The organism is Micromonospora sp. NPDC052213, assembly GCF_040679695.1.
GTDB lineage: Bacteria > Actinomycetota > Actinomycetes > Mycobacteriales > Micromonosporaceae > Micromonospora.
On the sequence record NZ_JBFAVI010000034.1, the window covers coordinates 35621 to 51133 of the forward strand.

14 protein-coding genes and 1 tRNA gene are annotated in these 15513 nt (G+C 72.3%); 6 read left to right on the forward strand and 9 right to left on the reverse strand.

Features of this window, described 5'->3' with window-relative positions; genetic code table 11:
* Nucleotides 1-787 (forward strand): peptidoglycan DD-metalloendopeptidase family protein (locus AB0L34_RS11705; protein ID WP_363704099.1); only part of this gene is annotated, 787 nt, incomplete at its 5' end.
* Nucleotides 788-1067: 280 nt separating this feature from the next.
* Here the strand turns inward: AB0L34_RS11705 and AB0L34_RS11710 are convergent.
* The 6 genes from AB0L34_RS11710 to AB0L34_RS11735 all read right to left on the reverse strand — a co-directional run bounded on the left by AB0L34_RS11710 (nt 1068) and on the right by AB0L34_RS11735 (nt 6134).
* Nucleotides 1068-1472, reverse strand: a complete 405-nt coding sequence (locus AB0L34_RS11710; protein WP_363704101.1) for a hypothetical protein — start codon at nt 1470-1472, stop codon at nt 1068-1070.
* 405 nt (nt 1473-1877) lie between these two features.
* Nucleotides 1878-1952: transfer RNA gene (locus tag AB0L34_RS11715), tRNA-Val, on the reverse strand.
* Between the two features lie 80 nt (nt 1953-2032).
* Nucleotides 2033-2500: a peroxiredoxin gene (locus tag AB0L34_RS11720; protein WP_091104391.1), complete on the reverse strand. Its 468-nt coding sequence runs from the start codon at nt 2498-2500 to the stop codon at nt 2033-2035.
* 80 nt (nt 2501-2580) lie between these two features.
* A complete protein-coding gene (locus tag AB0L34_RS11725) occupies nt 2581-3018 on the reverse strand; it encodes a DUF3052 domain-containing protein (protein ID WP_357450928.1) in 438 nt (145 codons plus the stop codon).
* A gap of 110 nt (nt 3019-3128) precedes the next feature.
* A complete protein-coding gene (locus AB0L34_RS11730) occupies nt 3129-5600 on the reverse strand; it encodes a transketolase C-terminal domain-containing protein (protein WP_363704103.1) in 2472 nt (823 codons plus the stop codon).
* Between the two features lie 51 nt (nt 5601-5651).
* Nucleotides 5652-6134, reverse strand: coding sequence for a MarR family transcriptional regulator (locus AB0L34_RS11735; RefSeq protein ID WP_357450922.1), 483 nt, complete (start codon nt 6132-6134; stop codon nt 5652-5654).
* A gap of 94 nt (nt 6135-6228) precedes the next feature.
* Here AB0L34_RS11735 and AB0L34_RS11740 point away from each other — a divergent pair, with 94 nt between their 5' ends.
* Complete coding sequence (locus AB0L34_RS11740; RefSeq protein WP_363704106.1) at nt 6229-6813, forward strand: NADPH-dependent FMN reductase; 585 nt, start codon at nt 6229-6231, stop codon at nt 6811-6813.
* Nucleotides 6814-6868: 55 nt separating this feature from the next.
* Here the strand turns inward: AB0L34_RS11740 and AB0L34_RS11745 are convergent, their stop codons facing one another.
* Both AB0L34_RS11745 and AB0L34_RS11750 read right to left on the reverse strand, forming a co-directional pair.
* Nucleotides 6869-7273 (reverse strand): YjbQ family protein, encoded by a 405-nt coding sequence (locus AB0L34_RS11745; RefSeq protein ID WP_350707754.1) that lies wholly within the window; start codon nt 7271-7273, stop codon nt 6869-6871.
* A 26-nt stretch (nt 7274-7299) separates the two neighbouring features.
* Complete coding sequence (locus tag AB0L34_RS11750; RefSeq protein WP_363704108.1) at nt 7300-7671, reverse strand: hypothetical protein; 372 nt, start codon at nt 7669-7671, stop codon at nt 7300-7302.
* Between the two features lie 213 nt (nt 7672-7884).
* Here AB0L34_RS11750 and aceE point away from each other — a divergent pair, with 213 nt between their 5' ends.
* Nucleotides 7885-10623, forward strand: a complete 2739-nt coding sequence (gene aceE / locus AB0L34_RS11755; protein ID WP_363704110.1) for a pyruvate dehydrogenase (acetyl-transferring), homodimeric type — start codon at nt 7885-7887, stop codon at nt 10621-10623.
* Nucleotides 10624-10760: 137 nt separating this feature from the next.
* Here the strand turns inward: aceE and AB0L34_RS11760 are convergent, their stop codons facing one another.
* The gene (locus AB0L34_RS11760) at nt 10761-11210 is read right to left on the reverse strand and encodes an SRPBCC family protein (protein ID WP_350707749.1); all 450 of its coding nucleotides are present in this window, start codon (nt 11208-11210) and stop codon (nt 10761-10763) included.
* Nucleotides 11211-11397: 187 nt separating this feature from the next.
* On the opposite strand from AB0L34_RS11760, the gene AB0L34_RS11765 reads away from it, so the two are divergent.
* The 3 genes from AB0L34_RS11765 to gltX are packed head-to-tail and all read left to right on the forward strand — an operon-like array spanning nt 11398 to nt 15462.
* Nucleotides 11398-12729 carry a GH1 family beta-glucosidase gene (locus AB0L34_RS11765; protein ID WP_363704112.1) on the forward strand — a complete coding sequence of 444 codons (1332 nt, stop codon included), beginning with the start codon at nt 11398-11400 and terminating at the stop codon, nt 12727-12729.
* Nucleotides 12726-14003, forward strand: coding sequence for an MFS transporter (locus AB0L34_RS11770; protein WP_363704114.1), 1278 nt, complete (start codon nt 12726-12728; stop codon nt 14001-14003). The genes AB0L34_RS11765 and AB0L34_RS11770 overlap by 4 nt, the downstream gene beginning before the upstream one ends.
* A gap of 49 nt (nt 14004-14052) precedes the next feature.
* Nucleotides 14053-15462, forward strand: coding sequence for a glutamate--tRNA ligase (gene gltX / locus AB0L34_RS11775; protein ID WP_363704116.1), 1410 nt, complete (start codon nt 14053-14055; stop codon nt 15460-15462).
* Nucleotides 15463-15513: the final 51 nt, after the last annotated feature.

Below are 15513 nucleotides of genomic sequence, written 5' to 3' on the forward strand. Positions count from 1 at the left end.
CCCCGGCGACGGCACACAATGGGTGCACTGGGGCATGTCGGGCGACGACTTCGCTGCCCGGGACCGGACCTACTTCGCCCAAGGGCTGCGCCTCGGCACTCTGACGACCGATAGTGGGCGGCTCGCCGCAGTGTGGCGTCCGGGGGACGGCACCCAGTGGTGCAGTTGGCGGCGACACGTTGTCGACTTCAAGACCGAGGACGGCGCGTACTTCCAGCAGGGGCTCAGGATTGCGTGCCTTGACCTCGACGAAGATCCGGTCGGCGCCTACCGGTACCCGTGGAAGGGCGGGGTCGCTCACAGAGTTGGACAAGGAAACAACAACCCCGCCGGCTCCCACAATGGCAGCCAGTCCTGGGCTTTCGACTTCGACCTGCCCGCGGGCACCGAGATCCGCGCCGCCCGCGAAGGTACCGTCGAGTGGCTCCAGGAGAACCAGACAACGACCTACGACCCCAACCAGCCGACCACTCCGGCTAACACCCCGTTCCCGAACGGGAGCCTGCAGAACTGGGGCAACGCCGTACGGCTCCGCCACGCCGGCGGATTCACGAGCTGGTACTTCCACATCCAGGCCAACGGCGTGCTCGTGAACGTGGGCGACCAGGTGACGCAGGGACAGGCAATCGCGCTCTCAGGCAACACGGGCCGATCGACCGCACCGCACCTGCACTTCCAGGTGCAGGCCGACTCGACGGACTGGGGCCAGTCCGTGGCGCACACCTTCGGCGCAAACTGCGAGCAGCCGGCGACCGGGGCGACCGTGACGTCGGACAACGTCACCTGACCGCTGCCGGGCGCGAGCTGGCCCTCGCCATGATCCTGCCAGCACCTCCGCACCCCTTCGGGCCGGCGTCGGTCCTGGTGGTGACGGGTGGGCGCCTGCCACCACGGGCACCACCCACTATGGAGGCGGGGAGGATGCTTCAGCTACGAGAGCCACAGGGCGAGTATGGCGGTTCGGGTCTCAGACCTCGAAGCGGAACTCCACCACGTTCCGGCACGGAGGGCCATCTGGACTCGGCTCCGGGCGTCGGCTCAAGCTATTGGCTTGAACGACGACTGTGTCAGTCGAATTTCGGGCGCAGCGCTTCGCGCATCTCCCTGTAGTTCGCCGGCTTCACCGCCCAGCGTTCCTCGTCCGTGTCCTCGAACGTCACCTGGTACCTGCCGGTCGTCCGGTCGAACTGCACGAGGATCTTCACGGGCAGCAGATCACCGGGCTTGTAGTGGCTCCCCAAGTACGCATGGACCGCCGATTCGATGCTCGACCAGTCACAGGCCACGGCCGTGATGACGCCGTCGGGCGAGTACGCGTACCCGTGCGTACTGCGATAGCCTTCGCCGAACTCCAGGATCATCGCTAGCGACTCCCAGCCCTCCACGGGCCCGCGCATCTCCCTGGCCAACGACGGTCCGTCCATGGCCTCGATCAACGACCGGATGAGATCGACGGTGGCGTCCTTCGACATGGTTCTCCTCGGATCCAGATTCAGACGGTCAGCAGCACCCTGCCACGAGTTCTCGCGTTTCTGACGCTGTGGTCGGCCAGGTGCGTCAACGACTCGCCCGCCTTTGCGGAGCCCTCTTGCCGGTGGATCGGCCTGCAAGGTTTCCGAGCATCGCTGGAGAGCCGCCCCAGGCGCTTTCGAGTCGGGCTCAGACCGGCCGTTGCAGAAACACGGGCCGCAACGCGCGGCAGCGGCCGGCGCGCGCCCAGGCGGCGGCGTGTGCGGCCCGTTCAGGGCCGCCCTGATGCCATGCGGCAGGCGCTCGGGAAGCTCGACGGACGGCTCTCGTGACCGCTGTTGCTGTCACCGTTGCTGTCAACGCCCCGGGGAGTGATCTTCTCGGGGGCGGTTTCCGCTGGTGGTATGTGGTGGGCGCGGCAGGTTTCGAACCTGCGACCCCTCGCTTGTAAGGCGAGTGCTCTCCCACTGAGCTACGCGCCCGGAACGCCCGTACGGCGGGCCGGAGGCTGGCAAGCTTACCCTGCCACCCGCCGGCCCGGTCGTACGGTGTGCCCGGTTGGTCAGGCCGCGACGGCCTCCGCCAGGGCCTTGCGCCAGCCCTGCTGGTCACGGGCCTCGCCCGGCATGTTCATCTCGGCGAAGCGCACCACGCCCGCCTTGTCGATGACGAAGGTGCCCCGGTTGGCGATGCCGGCGACGTCGTTGAAGACGCCGTACGCCTGGGCGACCGCGCCGTGCGGCCAGAAGTCGGCCAGCAGCGGGAACTGGTAGCCCTCCCGGTCAGCCCAGATCTTGTGGGCGTAGACCGAGTCGACGCTGACGGTGAGCACCTGGACGTCGTCGTTGACGTACTCGTTGAGGTTGTCCCGCACCTCGCACAGCTCACCCTGGCAGATGCCGGTGAAGGCGAGCGGGTAGAAGACCAGCAGCACGGTGCGCTTGCCGCGGAAGTCCGAGAGCCGGACCTCCTGGTTGTTCTGGTCCTTGAGCACGAAGTCCGGCGCCTCGGCGCCAACCTCGATCGGCATGCGAGCTCCTCAGGATGGGGTCGGATGGGCACCAGCCTGCCACACCCGGCGATGGGCGCCGCCGGGTGCCACAGAGGCACCTACTTCTTGCCCTTGGCCCCGCGCCGCAGGACGAGGCGGGCGCCGCTCCAGTCCCGGCCGGCGTTGACGGTCGAGGTCTGCTGGAGGCCGGCGGTGGGCGCGGACTCGGCGATCTCGCTCGGCTCGACGTGCCCCTCGCGCCCGGCCTTGGGCGTGAGCAGCCACACGACACCGTTGTCGGCCAGCGGGCCGAGGGCGTCGACGAGGAGTTCGAAGAGATCACCGTCGCCGTCGCGGTACCAGACCAGCACTGCGTCGACCACCTCGTCGGTGTCCTCGTCGACCAGCTCTCCACAGCGGTCGGTCAGGGCGTCCCGGAGATCCTGGTCGACGTCGTCGTCGTACCCCATCTCCATGACGACCATCCCCGGCTCGATTCCGAACCGGTCCGCCAGGCTGCGTACCCCGTCGGCGGCCTGACCAGCGGTCGCGCTCACTGTCGCGTGCCTCCTCATCTCATCCCTGCTGGCGACGTCGTGCGACGCCGTCAGGCAAGTCCACACAGTTGTGGCTCCCCGCGCAAGTGGCGCACCGGGTGGAACGGAATTTACCGTGCCAGCAGCGTACGGGCACCCTGGGTAATTGCTTCCTCGGAGACCAGAACCTGACGCGCCGCCGGACCTAATGGTACAAACGAGTCAACTCCGGCTACTCGCCGCGCCGCCCCGACATATCCGGCGTCGACCAGGGCCGCGATCACCCCTTCGCCCACCCCGCCGGACCGGCGCGTCTCGTCCACCACCAGCACGCGACCGGTCGCGGCGGCCTCCCGGATGATGTCCGCCACCGGCAGCGGGGCGAGCCAGCGCAGATCCACCACCCGGGCGCCGATCCCCTCGTCGGCGAGGGTCGCCGCCGCGCGTAGCGACATCCGCACCCCGTTACCGAATGTGATGATCGTGACGTCCTCGGCGGAGCCGACCCCGTAGACCCGGGCCCGCCCGATCGGCACGTGCCCGCCGGTCCACGCGCCCGGCTCGGCATAGGGGGCCAGCCACTCGCCGTCGCCGTCGGCGTAGAGGTCGCGGGTGTGGTAGAGCGCGATCGGCTCCAGGAAGACGCAGACGCTGCCGTCCACCGCCGCGCTGGCCAGGCAGGTGCGCAGCATGGGCGCGGCGTCGTCCGGCCGCGCCGGCACCGCGATCACCAGGCCCGGCACGTCCCGGAGTACGGCCACCGAGTTGTCGTTGTGGAAGTGCCCGCCGAAGCCCTCCTGGTACGCCAGCCCGGCCACCCGCACCACCATCGGGTTGCGGAACGCCCCCTGCGAGAAGAACTGCATGGTCGCCGCCTCGCCGCGCACCTGGTCCTCGGCGTTGTGCAGGTACGCCAGGTACTGGATCTCGGGCACGGGCAGCATCCCGGCCAGCCCGGCGCCGAGCCCCAGCCCGAGGATCGAGGTCTCGTCGAGCAGGGTGTCGAAGACCCGGGCCGCGCCGAACCGGTCCCGCAGCCCCTTGGTCACCCCGTACACGCCGCCCTTGACCCCGACGTCCTCGCCGAACACGGCCATCTGCGGGTGGTCGAGCATCCCGTCGGCGAGCGCGGCGTTGATGCTCTGCGCCAGGGTCAGCGGGCCGGTCAGCTCGGGCGGCTTGCCGCCGAACGCCTCCGCCCGCGCCCCGGCGCCGGGGCCGCTGGCCCGGGCCGCCGCGTCCGCCACCGCGCGGGCGACCCGCACCGGCCGGCGGGGGGCCAGCGGCGCCACCACCTCGGCCGGCGCGGCGAGCTTCGGCTCGTCCAGCACCTCCTCGGCGAGCCGGCGCACCTGCCAGCCGATCTCGTCGTAGCGGGCCAGCAGCTCGTCGCCGGACGCGAAGCCCGCCTCGACCAGCAGCCGCGCGGTGCCGACCAGCGGGTCCCGGTCGAGGTCGGCGGCGATCTCGTCGGCGCCGCGGTACGCGGTCTCGGCGTCCGCCCCGGCGTGCCCCATCAGCCGCACCGTCGACAGGTGCAGCACGGCCGGGCGCCGGTGCCGGCGGACCCAGGCCGCCGCCTCGGCCGCCACCTCGTACGCCCGCACCAGGTCGCCGCCGTCGGCCGCGAAGTAGCGGATGCCCGGCCTGGACCGCAGCGCGGTCTCCACCCACCCCTTCGGGGAGCGGACGCTGATGCCGAGGCCGTTGTCCTCGCAGACGAAGAGCACCGGGATGCGCAGGCCGGTGTGGTCGTACCAGCCGGCGGTGTTGAACGCGGCGGTGGCGCTGGCGTGGTTGACCGAGGCGTCGCCGAACGAGCAGACCACGATGGCGTCGGGCGGCCAGGGCGCGTGCGCCGCTCCCCCGCCGCTGCCGACCCGCACCCCCTCCCCGGCGCGCCGGCCGGCCGTGTCCAGCCGGCGCAGACGTTCCACGGCCAGCCCCATCCCGACGGCGCGGGGCAGGTGCGAGGCGATGGTGGAGGTGGTCGGGACGAGGGCCAGGTCGGCCCGGCCGAAGACCTTGTGCCGCCCGCCGGCGATCGGTTCCCGGCTGGAGGCGACCATCCCCCGCAGGACGTCGCGGGCCGCCTCGGCGTACCCAGGGGGGAGCGGCCGGTCCGCGGCGGCCCCGGCGGTCGGCGGCGCGCCGGCCGGCTCCTCCGGGCCGGGCTCCTCCGCGCGGCTGGCGTCGTCGTCAGGGGGTGCCGGGTCGGCGTCGGTGGGCCGGTCGGCCGCGTCGGGTCGGGCGACGTCGGCGGCCTGACCGGCGCGGACGCAGTAGAAGGCGCCCGAGCGGTAGTGCAGCAGCGCCGGATCGGTGGCGCGCAGGGCGGCGGCGACCGCGGCGTTCCCCTCGTGGCCGGCGGAGCCGATCGTGTAGAACCCCTCGCCGAAGCTGCGCAGCCAGCGCCCCGCCAGGTCGAGCTGGCGGCTGGTCACCTGGGCGTCGAAGAGGTCCAGCACCCGGGCTCCGGTGAGCGTCGCGTCGTCGGTGACCGGCCGCGCCGGGTCACGCGGCTGGTGCGGGGCGGCCAGCGCGGCCAGCGCCTCCCGGAACCGGTCGTCGAGATCTTGCGGGGTGGTCACGTCCGACAGCATTACCGACGAGCGCCCGACTCGCCCACCCGGACACGAACGACGCGGGGCGGTTCAGGCGTCGCCGCACGACTCGGGGCAGCCGCCGTCGGAGACCTTCCACACCAGCTCGCGCAGGCTCGCCAGCTCGTCGACGGTGAGCCCGGCGAGCAGTCGGGAGTCCGACATGACCTGCCGCACCCGGGCCCGCACCCGCCGGCCCTCGTCGGTCACCACCAGCGTCTTCTGCCGCCGGTCCGCCGGGTCGATCCGCCGCTCGACCAGCCCGGCCTGCTCCAGCTTGTCGACCAGGGCGGTCACGTTGGAGCGGTCGCAGCCGAGGACCGTGGCGAGGTCCCGGGCCGGCAGCGGCCGGTCGGGGTCGAGTTCGTGCAGCGCCCGGGCGGCGGCGGGGGTGAGCCCCAGCTCGCCGACCTCGACGTCCTGGTGGTGCCGCATCGCGGAGGCGACGTGCATGATCCGGCGCACCACGTCGCCGGCCAGCTCGGGCCGGTCGCCCGGAGCGGGACGGGCGGGGAGGTCGGTGTGCTGCGCCATGCCTCACATCCTACTTGCGGTTCAATAGTTGAGCAGCTCTACTATCGAGCAGCTCACGCAAATCGCGATGGGCACCCGACGGAGGAGTTCCCGCATGTCCGACCTCTCGGTCCTCGCCATCTCCGGCAGCCTGCGCGACGCGTCGCTCAACACGGCGCTGATCCGGGCCGCACAGCGCCTCGCCCCCGAGGGCATGACCATCCAGCGGTACGAGCACCTCGGCGCCATCCCGCCCTTCAGCGAGGACGTCGAGCCCGAGCCGCCCGCGCCCGTGGCGGACCTGCGGGAGCGGATCGCGGCGGCGGACGCGCTGCTCATCGCCACCCCGGAGTACAACTACGGCGTACCGGGCGTGCTCAAGAACGCGCTCGACTGGGCGTCCCGGCCGAGCTTCCCGATCACCTCGTGGGTGTCGCCCCTGGCGCACAAGCCGGTGGCCATCATGGGCGCGGCGCCGACCGGCATGGGCACCGTACGGGCCCAGCTCCAGCTCCGGCAGCTCTTCCTCTGGACCGACTCGGCCGTGCTGAGCAAGCCGGAGATCATCGTGACGAACGCGCACGAGAAGCTGGCCCTCGACGGCACCGTCAAGGACGAGACCACCGAGGCGCTGCTCCGCGGCCTGCTCGACGCGCTGGTCACCCGCGTCCGCGTCACCCAGCTCGCCACCGCCGCCTGACCGGCGACGCGGAAGGCCCACCCGGCACCGCCCCTGCCCATGCGGGGCGGGGCGGTCAGCCGGGGAGGAAGGAGAACCGGACGGTCCGGGTGGGGTTGTCGCCGTTGGGGTCGACCAGGCAGAGCGACTGCCAGGTGCCCAGCGCCAACCGCCCGTCCACCACGGGCAGCGTCGCGTACGGGGGGACGAAGGCCGGCAGCACGTGGTCGCGCCCGTGGCCGGGCGAGCCGTGCCGGTGCCGCCAGCGGTCGTCCGTGGGCAGCAGGTCGTCGAGCGCGGTGAGCAGGTCGTCGTCGGAGCCCGAGCCGGTCTCGATGAGCGCCAGCCCGGCCGTGGCGTGCGGCACGAAGACGTGCAGCAGGCCGTCGCCCTGACCGGCGACGAACCGCTCGGCCTCCGCCGTGATGTCCCGGACGGCCGGCCGGGACCCGGTCTGGACCGTGATCACCTCACTGCGCATACGTCGCATTCTGCCGTAGCGCCGGGTCAGAAGCTGCCGCCACCACCGGAGTCGCCGCCGCCACCGGAGTCGCCGCCGCCGGACCAGCCGCCACCGGAGTCGCCCCCACCCCACCAGCCACCGCCGGATCCGCCGTCCCGGCCGTCGTCACGGTCGCTGTACTCCGCGCCGGTGGCCCCGCTCGGGCCGACGTACAGCGACCCCGCTGCCGCGCCCTGCGGGCGGTGCCGGCCGGGCGGCCGCCGCGCGTCCCGGATCAGCCCGACCCCGAGCAGCGCCAGGGTCGCGCCCAGCGCCGCGATCATGAACGCGCCCGGTGACACGAGCCAGCCGGCCACCGCGCCGACCACCCCGACGGCGGTCATCGTCCCGCCGAGCACCACCGGTCGCCATCTCACGCCGGCAGGGTAGGGAGGCCGGACAAGTCCGCCCGGTGGGCGACCGGCGGCCCGGACCGCCGGGGCGACCGGGCGGGACCGCCGGTCGCAGAAAGTTACCGACGGGTACCTGTGTTCAGCGTCGCGTCTCGGGGCGGTGGGCGTGACGGCGGGTGCCACCAGGGGGCAGGATGACGCTAGAGACCTATCCCACACAGAACCGAGGGAACGCCTGTGGCTACGGAACGCAAGCGCCCGGTGATCACCGCTGGTCTGCCGAGCCAGCTTCCGGACATCGACCCTGAAGAGACCAGCGAATGGGTCGAGTCGCTCGATGGTGTCATCGACGAGCGCGGAACCAAGCGCGCCCGCTATGTCATGCTGCGCCTGCTGGAGCGGGCCCGCGAGCGCCAGGTCGGGGTGCCGTCGCTGACCACCACCGACTACATCAACACCATCCCGCCGGAGCGCGAGCCGTGGTTCCCGGGTGACGAGCACGTGGAGCGGCGGATCCGGGCGTACGTCCGGTGGAACGCGGCCATGCTCGTGCACCGGGCGCAGCGCCCCGAGATCGGCGTCGGCGGGCACATCTCCACCTTCGCCAGCTCCGCCTCCCTCTACGAGGTGGGCTTCAACCACTTCTTCCGGGGCAAGAACCACCCGGGCGGCGGCGACCACATCTTCTACCAGGGCCACGCCTCCCCCGGCATGTACGCGCGGGCGTTCCTCGAGGGGCGGCTGACCGAGCACCAGCTCGACGGCTTCCGCCAGGAGCTGTCCCACCCGGGTGGCGGCCTGCCGTCGTACCCGCACCCGCGGCTGATGCCGGACTTCTGGGAGTTCCCCACGGTCTCCATGGGCCTGGGCGGCCTGAATGCGATCTACCAGGCGCGGTTCAACCGCTACCTGCACCACCGGGGCATCAAGGACACCTCGGACCAGCACGTGTGGGCGTACCTGGGCGACGGCGAGATGGACGAGCCGGAGACGCTCGGCGCGATCGGCGTGGCCGCCCGCGAGGAGCTGGACAACCTCACCTTCGTGATCAACTGCAACCTCCAGCGGCTCGACGGGCCGGTGCGGGGCAACGGCAAGGTCATGCAGGAGCTGGAGGCGTTCTTCCGGGGCGCCGGCTGGAACGTCATCAAGGTGGTCTGGGGCCGCGAGTGGGACCCGCTGCTGGCGGCGGACACCGACGGCGCGCTGGTCAACCTGATGAACACCACGCCCGACGGTGACTACCAGACCTACAAGGCGGAGTCCGGGGCGTACGTCCGGGAGCACTTCTTCGGCCGCGACCAGCGGACCCGCAAGATGGTCGAGGACCTCAGCGACGACGAGATCTGGAACCTCAAGCGGGGCGGGCACGACTACCGCAAGCTCTACGCGGCCTACAAGGCGGCGATGGAGCACACCGGCCAGCCGACCGTGATCCTGGCCAAGACGATCAAGGGCTGGACGCTGGGCTCGCACTTCGAGGGCCGCAACGCCACGCACCAGATGAAGAAGCTGACGCTGGAGGACCTGAAGACCTTCCGCGACCGGCTCTACCTGGACATCCCGGACAAGGCGCTGGAGGACAACCCCTACCTGCCGCCGTACTACCACCCGGGCGAGAAGTCCGACGAGATCGCCTACCTCAAGGAGCGGCGCCAGCAGCTCGGCGGCTACCTGCCGTCGCGGCGGCCGGGCAGCAAGCGGCTGGCCATCCCGGGCCCGGAGCGCTTCGCCGACGTCAAGCGCGGCTCGGGCAAGCAGAAGGTGGCCACCACCATGGCCTTCGTCCGCCTGCTCAAGGACGTGATGAAGGACAAGGAGTTCGGCAAGCGCTGGGTGCCGATCATCCCGGACGAGGCCCGCACCTTCGGCATGGACTCGCTCTTCCCCACGCAGAAGATCTACTCGCCGCACGGCCAGCGCTACACCTCCGTCGACCGGGAGCTGTTCCTGTCGTACAAGGAGGCCGTCGGCGGGCAGATCCTGCACGAGGGCATCAACGAGGCCGGCTCGGTCGCCTCGTTCACCGCGGCGGGTTCGTCGTACGCGACGCACGACGAGCCGATGATCCCGATGTACATCTTCTACTCGATGTTCGGGTTCCAGCGCACCGCCGACGGGCTGTGGGCCGCCGCCGACCAGATGGCCCGGGGCTTCCTGCTCGGCGCCACCGCCGGCCGCACCACGCTCAACGGTGAGGGGCTCCAGCACGAGGACGGCCACTCGCTCCTGATCGCCGCCACCAACCCGGCGGTGGTCGCGTACGATCCGGCGTTCGCGTTCGAGATCGCGCACATCCTGGAGAACGGCCTGCACCGGATGTACGGCGACGCCCAGGAGAACGTCTTCTACTACCTGACGGTCTACAACGAGCCGATCCTGCAGCCGGCCGAGCCGGCGGGCGTGGACGTCGAGGGGATCCTCAAGGGGATCTACCGCTACGCGCCGGCCCCGCAGGTGGACGGCCCGAAGGCGAACATCCTGGCCTCCGGCACGGGCATGCAGTGGGCGCTCAAGGCGCAGCAGCTGCTCGCCCAGGACTGGGGCGTGGCCGCCGACGTCTGGTCGGTGACCTCCTGGACGGAGCTGCGCCGCGACGCGGTGGAGTGCGAGGAGCACAACCTGCTCAACCCGGGCGCGGAGCAGCGGGTGCCGTACGTGGCGCGGAAGCTGGCCGACGCCGACGGGCCGAAGGTCGCGGTCAGCGACTGGATGCGCGCGGTGCCGGACCTGATCGCCCGCTGGGTGCCCGGGGACTACACCTCGCTCGGCACGGACGGGTTCGGCATGTCCGACACCCGGCACGCCCTGCGCCGGCACTTCCACGTCGACGCCGAGTCCGTGGCGGTGGCGACGCTGCGGCAGCTCGCCCTGCGCGGCACGGTGCCGGCGAACGTCCCCGCCGAGGCGGCCAAGAAGTACGCCATCGAGGACGTCAACGCCGCCCCGGTCGGCGAGACCGGCGGCGACAGCTAGGTCGTCCGCGACGAGGGGCCCGGCAAAACCGAGCCGCGCCCCACCCCGTGAATCTGGGCCAAAAGCTGGTGGGCCCGCGACCCAGGCGCGCTCAACGCCGCACCCACCGCGCGCGGGCGGCGCCAGGACCGGCCCGGTCAGCCGACGGCGGCCAGGTCGGTCAGCCGGGCGAGCGAGTCCTCCAGGTCGGCGCCGACCCTGCGCAGGCCGAGGCGGAGCAGGGCCGCCTTGACCGGACCGGCGGGCCACCGGACGACGATGAGCCGCACGATCGTCCCGCCCTCCTCCTCGTCGTCGGCGGTGAGCTGGACGTATATCTCGGTGCGCGCCTCCGCCCGGGCACCGGCGCCCTTGGCGCGTTCGCGCCAGCCGATCAGGGTCGGCTCCTGGTAGGCGATCACCTCGGCCTCATGCGCCGCGCCACGGCCGGCCTGGACCAGTTGTCGCCGCCCGAAGCCCTCTCCCGAGAGCACCTCGGCCGCACGGACCCCCGCCAGCCAGGCCGGCAACTGCTCGGCCCGCTGCACGACGTTCCAGACCGCTTCCACTGGCGCCATCACGTGCGCACTGCGTTCCACGAGGATCATTTCCGTCTTTCCTCCAGTGAGGACATCCCACGATATCGGCACTCTATGCGCAAATTCGGACGTACCTGGACGGGTTCGGAAAAAGACACGCCGAAATCCATTGCGCCGCGGCGTCGTACGGCCTATGGCGCATCGCCCGGCCGCCCCCTAGAGTCGCGAACACGATTCACGTACGACGGGAGGGCGCATGTCGACCGCAGCGATGCCCGAGTTCCCCGCCGGATTCCGCTGGGGGGTGTCCACCTCCGCCTACCAGATCGAGGGCGGCGTCCGCGAGGACGGACGTGGCCCGTCCATCTGGGACACCTTCGCCCACGACCCCGGCCGCATCGCCGACGGCAGCACCGGCGACGTGGCCTGCGACCACTACCACCGACACGCGGAGGACGTCGCGCTGCTGGCCGGGCTGGGCGTCTCGGCGTACCGCTTCTCCGTCGCCTGGCCCCGGGTGCGGCCCACCGGCGGCGGCCCGGTCAACGCCGCCGGGCTGGACTTCTACGACCGGCTGGTCGACGACCTGCTGGCCCACGACATCGACCCGGTCGCCACCCTCTTCCACTGGGACCTGCCCCAGCCCCTGCAGGACGCCGGCGGCTGGCTGGCCCGGGACACCGCCCACCGGTTCGCCGAGTACGCCGACGCCACCGCCGCCCGCCTCGGCGACCGGGTGAAACTCTGGATCACCCTCAACGAGCCGTTCATCCACATGAGCCTCGGCCACGCCACGGGCGAACACGCCCCCGGGCGGACGCTGCTCTTCGACGCGTTCCCGGTCGCCCACCACCAGCTCCTCGGGCACGGCCTCGCCGTCGCGGCGCTGCGGGCGCGCACCACGAGCCCGGTCGCCATCGCCAACAACTACTCGCCCGTGCGGCCGGCCGGCGACAGCGACGCCGACCGGGCGGCGGGCGCGGCGTACGAGGCGCTGCACAACCGGCTCTTCACCGACCCGCTGCTCGGCCGGGGCTACCCGGTCGGGCTCGGCTTCGACGAGACCGTGGTGCGCGACGGCGACCTGGCCGTCGTCGCCGCCCCGATCGACGTGCTCGGGGTCAACTACTACAACCCGACCGGCGTACGCGCCCCGGACGAGGGCTCGCCGCTGCCGTTCGAGCTGGTGCCGCTGGACGGGTACCCGCGCACCGCCTTCGACTGGCCGGTCGCCCCCGACGGGCTGCGTGAGCTGCTCGGCTGGCTGCACCGCACGTACGGCGACGACCTGCCGCCGATCCAGGTCACCGAGAGCGGCTGCGCGTACGACGACGTGCCCGACGCCGACGGCCGGGTGCACGACCCGGAACGGATCGCGTACCTCGACGGGCACCTGCGCGCGGTGCGCGCCGCGATGGACGAGGGCGTGGACGTGACCGGCTACTTCGTCTGGTCCCTGCTGGACAACTGGGAGTGGGCGGAGGGCTTCACCAAGCGCTTCGGCCTGGTGCACGTCGACTTCGACACGCAGGCCCGTACGCCCAAGTCCTCGTACGCCTGGTTCCGCGACCTGATCAGCCGGCCGTGACCACCGTCGACCCGACGCCCGGGTCGCTGCCGGCGGCGCTCGCCGAACCGACCGTGCCGGTCCGGCGGAGCTGGGTCGCGCTGGTCTTCGCCGCGAACCTCGGGGTCTGGATGGCGTTCTTCACCCCGATCCAGGTGCTGCTGCCGCAGCAGGTGGAACGGATCGCGCCGGCCGACAAGGAGGCCATGCTCGCCGTGGTCACCGGGTTCGGCGCGCTCGCCGCGGTGCTCGCCAACCCCCTCGCCGGGGCGCTGTCGGACCGGACCTGCCCGCGGCTGGCCGGGCGGGAGCTCGGCCGCCGGCACGTCTGGACCGCCGGCGGCGCGGTGCTCGGCGCGGCGGCCCTGGTGCTGCTGGCCCAGCAACGCACCGTCGCCGGGGTCGCGCTCGGCTGGGTCGCCGCCCAGGTCTGCTTCAACGCGATGCTGGCCAGCCTGACCGCCGCCGTGCCGGACCGGGTGCCCGTCGCCCAGCGGGGCGGTGTCTCCGGCTGGGTGGGCATCCCCCAGGCGCTGGGACTGGTGCTCGGGGTGGTGCTGGTCACCGCCCTGGTCACCGGCACCGCCGCCGGCTACCTGGCGGTGGCGGCGGCGGTGCTGCTGCTGTCCCTGCCGTTCGCGCTGCTCACCGCCGACGACCCGCTGCCCCGGGCGCACCGCCCGGCGCTGCGACCGCGCGCCCTGCTCGCCGCCATGTGGGTCTCGCCCCGTCGCCACCCCGACTTCGGCTGGGCCTGGATCACCCGGTTCCTGGTCCAGCTCGGCAACGCGCTCGGCACGCTCTACCTGCTCTACTTCCTCACCGACGAGGTGCGCCACGCCGACCCCGAGGGCGGCCTGCTGGTGCTGATCCTGCTCTACACGGCCGGCCTGGCGGGCACCGCCGTGGTGGCCGGCCGGCTGTCGGACCGGACCGGCCGCCGCAAGGTCTTCGTGATCACCGCCGGCGGGATCATGGCGGTCGCCGCGCTGCTGCTCGCCGTGGCGCCGGTCTGGCCGGTCGCGGTGGCCGCCGCGCTGCTGCTGGGCGCCGGCTACGGGGTCTACCTGTCGGTCGACGCCGCGCTCATCACCCAGGTGCTACCGGCCGCGGCGGACCGGGCCAAGGACCTCGGCGTCATCAACATCGCCAACTCGGCCCCGCAGGTGCTCGGGCCGGCCATCTCCGCCCCGCTCGTGGTGCACCTCGGCGGCTATCCGGCGCTCTACGCGGTCACCGCCGCGGTGACCGTGCTCGGCAGCGTGCTGGTGCTGAAGATCCGCTCGGTGCCCTGAGGCGTACCCCTGGCCGAATCCGGTCGCGCGCCGCCGTAGGCTGGGGGGCGTGACGGTACGTGTACGCTTCGCCCCTTCCCCGACCGGTATGTTCCACGTCGGCGGCGCCCGCTCCGCGCTGCAGAACTGGATCTACGCCAAGCAGCAGGGCGGGGTGTTCGTGCTCCGCATCGAGGACACCGACGCGGCGCGCAACAAGCCGGAGTGGACCGAGGGCATCCTCTCGGCGCTGGACTGGATCGGCATCGAGCGCGGCAGCTACGAGGGCCCCTACTTCCAGTCCCAGTACGCCGGCGAGCACCGGGCCGCCGCCGCCCGGCTGTACGAGTCCGGCCGGGCCTACTACTGCGACTGCACGCGGGAGGCCGTGCAGGCCCGCACCGGCTCGCAGTACCAGGGCTACGACGGCTTCTGCCGCGACCGCGGCCTGACGCCCGGCGAAGGCCGCGCCCTGCGCTTCCGCACCCCCGACGAGGGTGCGACCGTCGTGGTCGACCTGATCCGCGGCGAGCCGACGTTCGAGAACAAGCTGATCGAGGACTTCGTCATCGCCCGGGGCGACGGCTCGCCGGTGTTCCTGCTGGCCAACGTGGTCGACGACATGACCATGGGGATCACCCACGTGATCCGGGCCGAGGAGCACCTGCCCAACACGCCGAAGCAGCAGCTGCTCTGGGACGCCCTCGGCGTCAAGCCGCCGGTCTGGGCGCACGTGCCTGTGGTGGTCAACGAGAAGCGGCAGAAGCTCTCCAAGCGGCGGGACAAGGTGGCCCTGGAGGCGTACCGGGACGAGGGCTACCTCGCCGCGGCGATGCGCAACTACCTGATGCTGCTCGGCTGGGCGCCCTCCGGCGACCGGGAGATCGTCCCGTGGTCGGTGATCGAGGAGGAGTTCCGGCTGGCGGAGGTCAACCCCTCGCCGGCGTTCTTCGACGAGAAGAAGCTGCGCGCGTTCAACGGCGAGTACATCCGGGCCCTGCCGGTCGAGGAGTTCGTCGAGGCCTGCCGGCCGTGGCTGACCGGCACCGGCACCATCGCCCCGCCGCCGTGGCAGCCGGAGGAGTTCGACGCGGACGCCTTCGCGGCCGTGGCCCCGCTGGCGCAGACCCGGATCGCGGTGCTGAGCGAGATCGTGCCGAACGTCGACTTCCTCTTCCTCGCCGCGCCGCTGGTCGACGAGGCCGCCTGGGCCAAGGCGATGAAGGAGGGCTCGGCGGAACTGCTGGACGCGGCCACGGCGGCCTTCGAGGGGCTGGAGTCCTGGGACGCGGAGACGCTGAAGTCGACGCTGGAGGCGGTCGGCGCCGAGCGCGGCCTCAAGCTCGGCAAGGCCCAGGCGCCGGTGCGCGTCGCGGTCACCGGCCGCACGGTCGGGCTGCCGCTGTTCGAGTCGCTGGAGGTACTCGGCCGCGAGCGCACCCTGAGCCGGCTGCGGGCCGCCCGGGTCCGCCTCGTCTGAACTCGACAGACGTACCGTCAGCGCCCGGGCCGGGGCCACCCGCCCCGGCGC

Bases quoted from the DNA above. Each gene is read 5' to 3' on its own strand.
- AB0L34_RS11710 (WP_363704101.1), bottom strand. From the start codon at position 1,472: ATGTCGAAGGACGCCACCGTCGATCTCATCCGGTCGTTGATCGAGGCC.
- AB0L34_RS11735 (WP_357450922.1), bottom strand. From the start codon at position 6,134: ATGGCGCAGCACACCGACCTCCCCGCCCGTCCCGCTCCGGGCGACCGG.
- AB0L34_RS11760 (WP_350707749.1), bottom strand. From the start codon at position 11,210: ATGATCCTCGTGGAACGCAGTGCGCACGTGATGGCGCCAGTGGAAGCG.
- AB0L34_RS11745 (WP_350707754.1), bottom strand. From the start codon at position 7,273: ATGCGCAGTGAGGTGATCACGGTCCAGACCGGGTCCCGGCCGGCCGTC.
- AB0L34_RS11730 (WP_363704103.1), bottom strand. From the start codon at position 5,600: ATGCTGTCGGACGTGACCACCCCGCAAGATCTCGACGACCGGTTCCGG.
- AB0L34_RS11765 (WP_363704112.1), top strand. From the start codon at position 11,398: ATGTCGACCGCAGCGATGCCCGAGTTCCCCGCCGGATTCCGCTGGGGG.
- AB0L34_RS11740 (WP_363704106.1), top strand. From the start codon at position 6,229: ATGTCCGACCTCTCGGTCCTCGCCATCTCCGGCAGCCTGCGCGACGCG.
- AB0L34_RS11720 (WP_091104391.1), bottom strand. From the start codon at position 2,500: ATGCCGATCGAGGTTGGCGCCGAGGCGCCGGACTTCGTGCTCAAGGAC.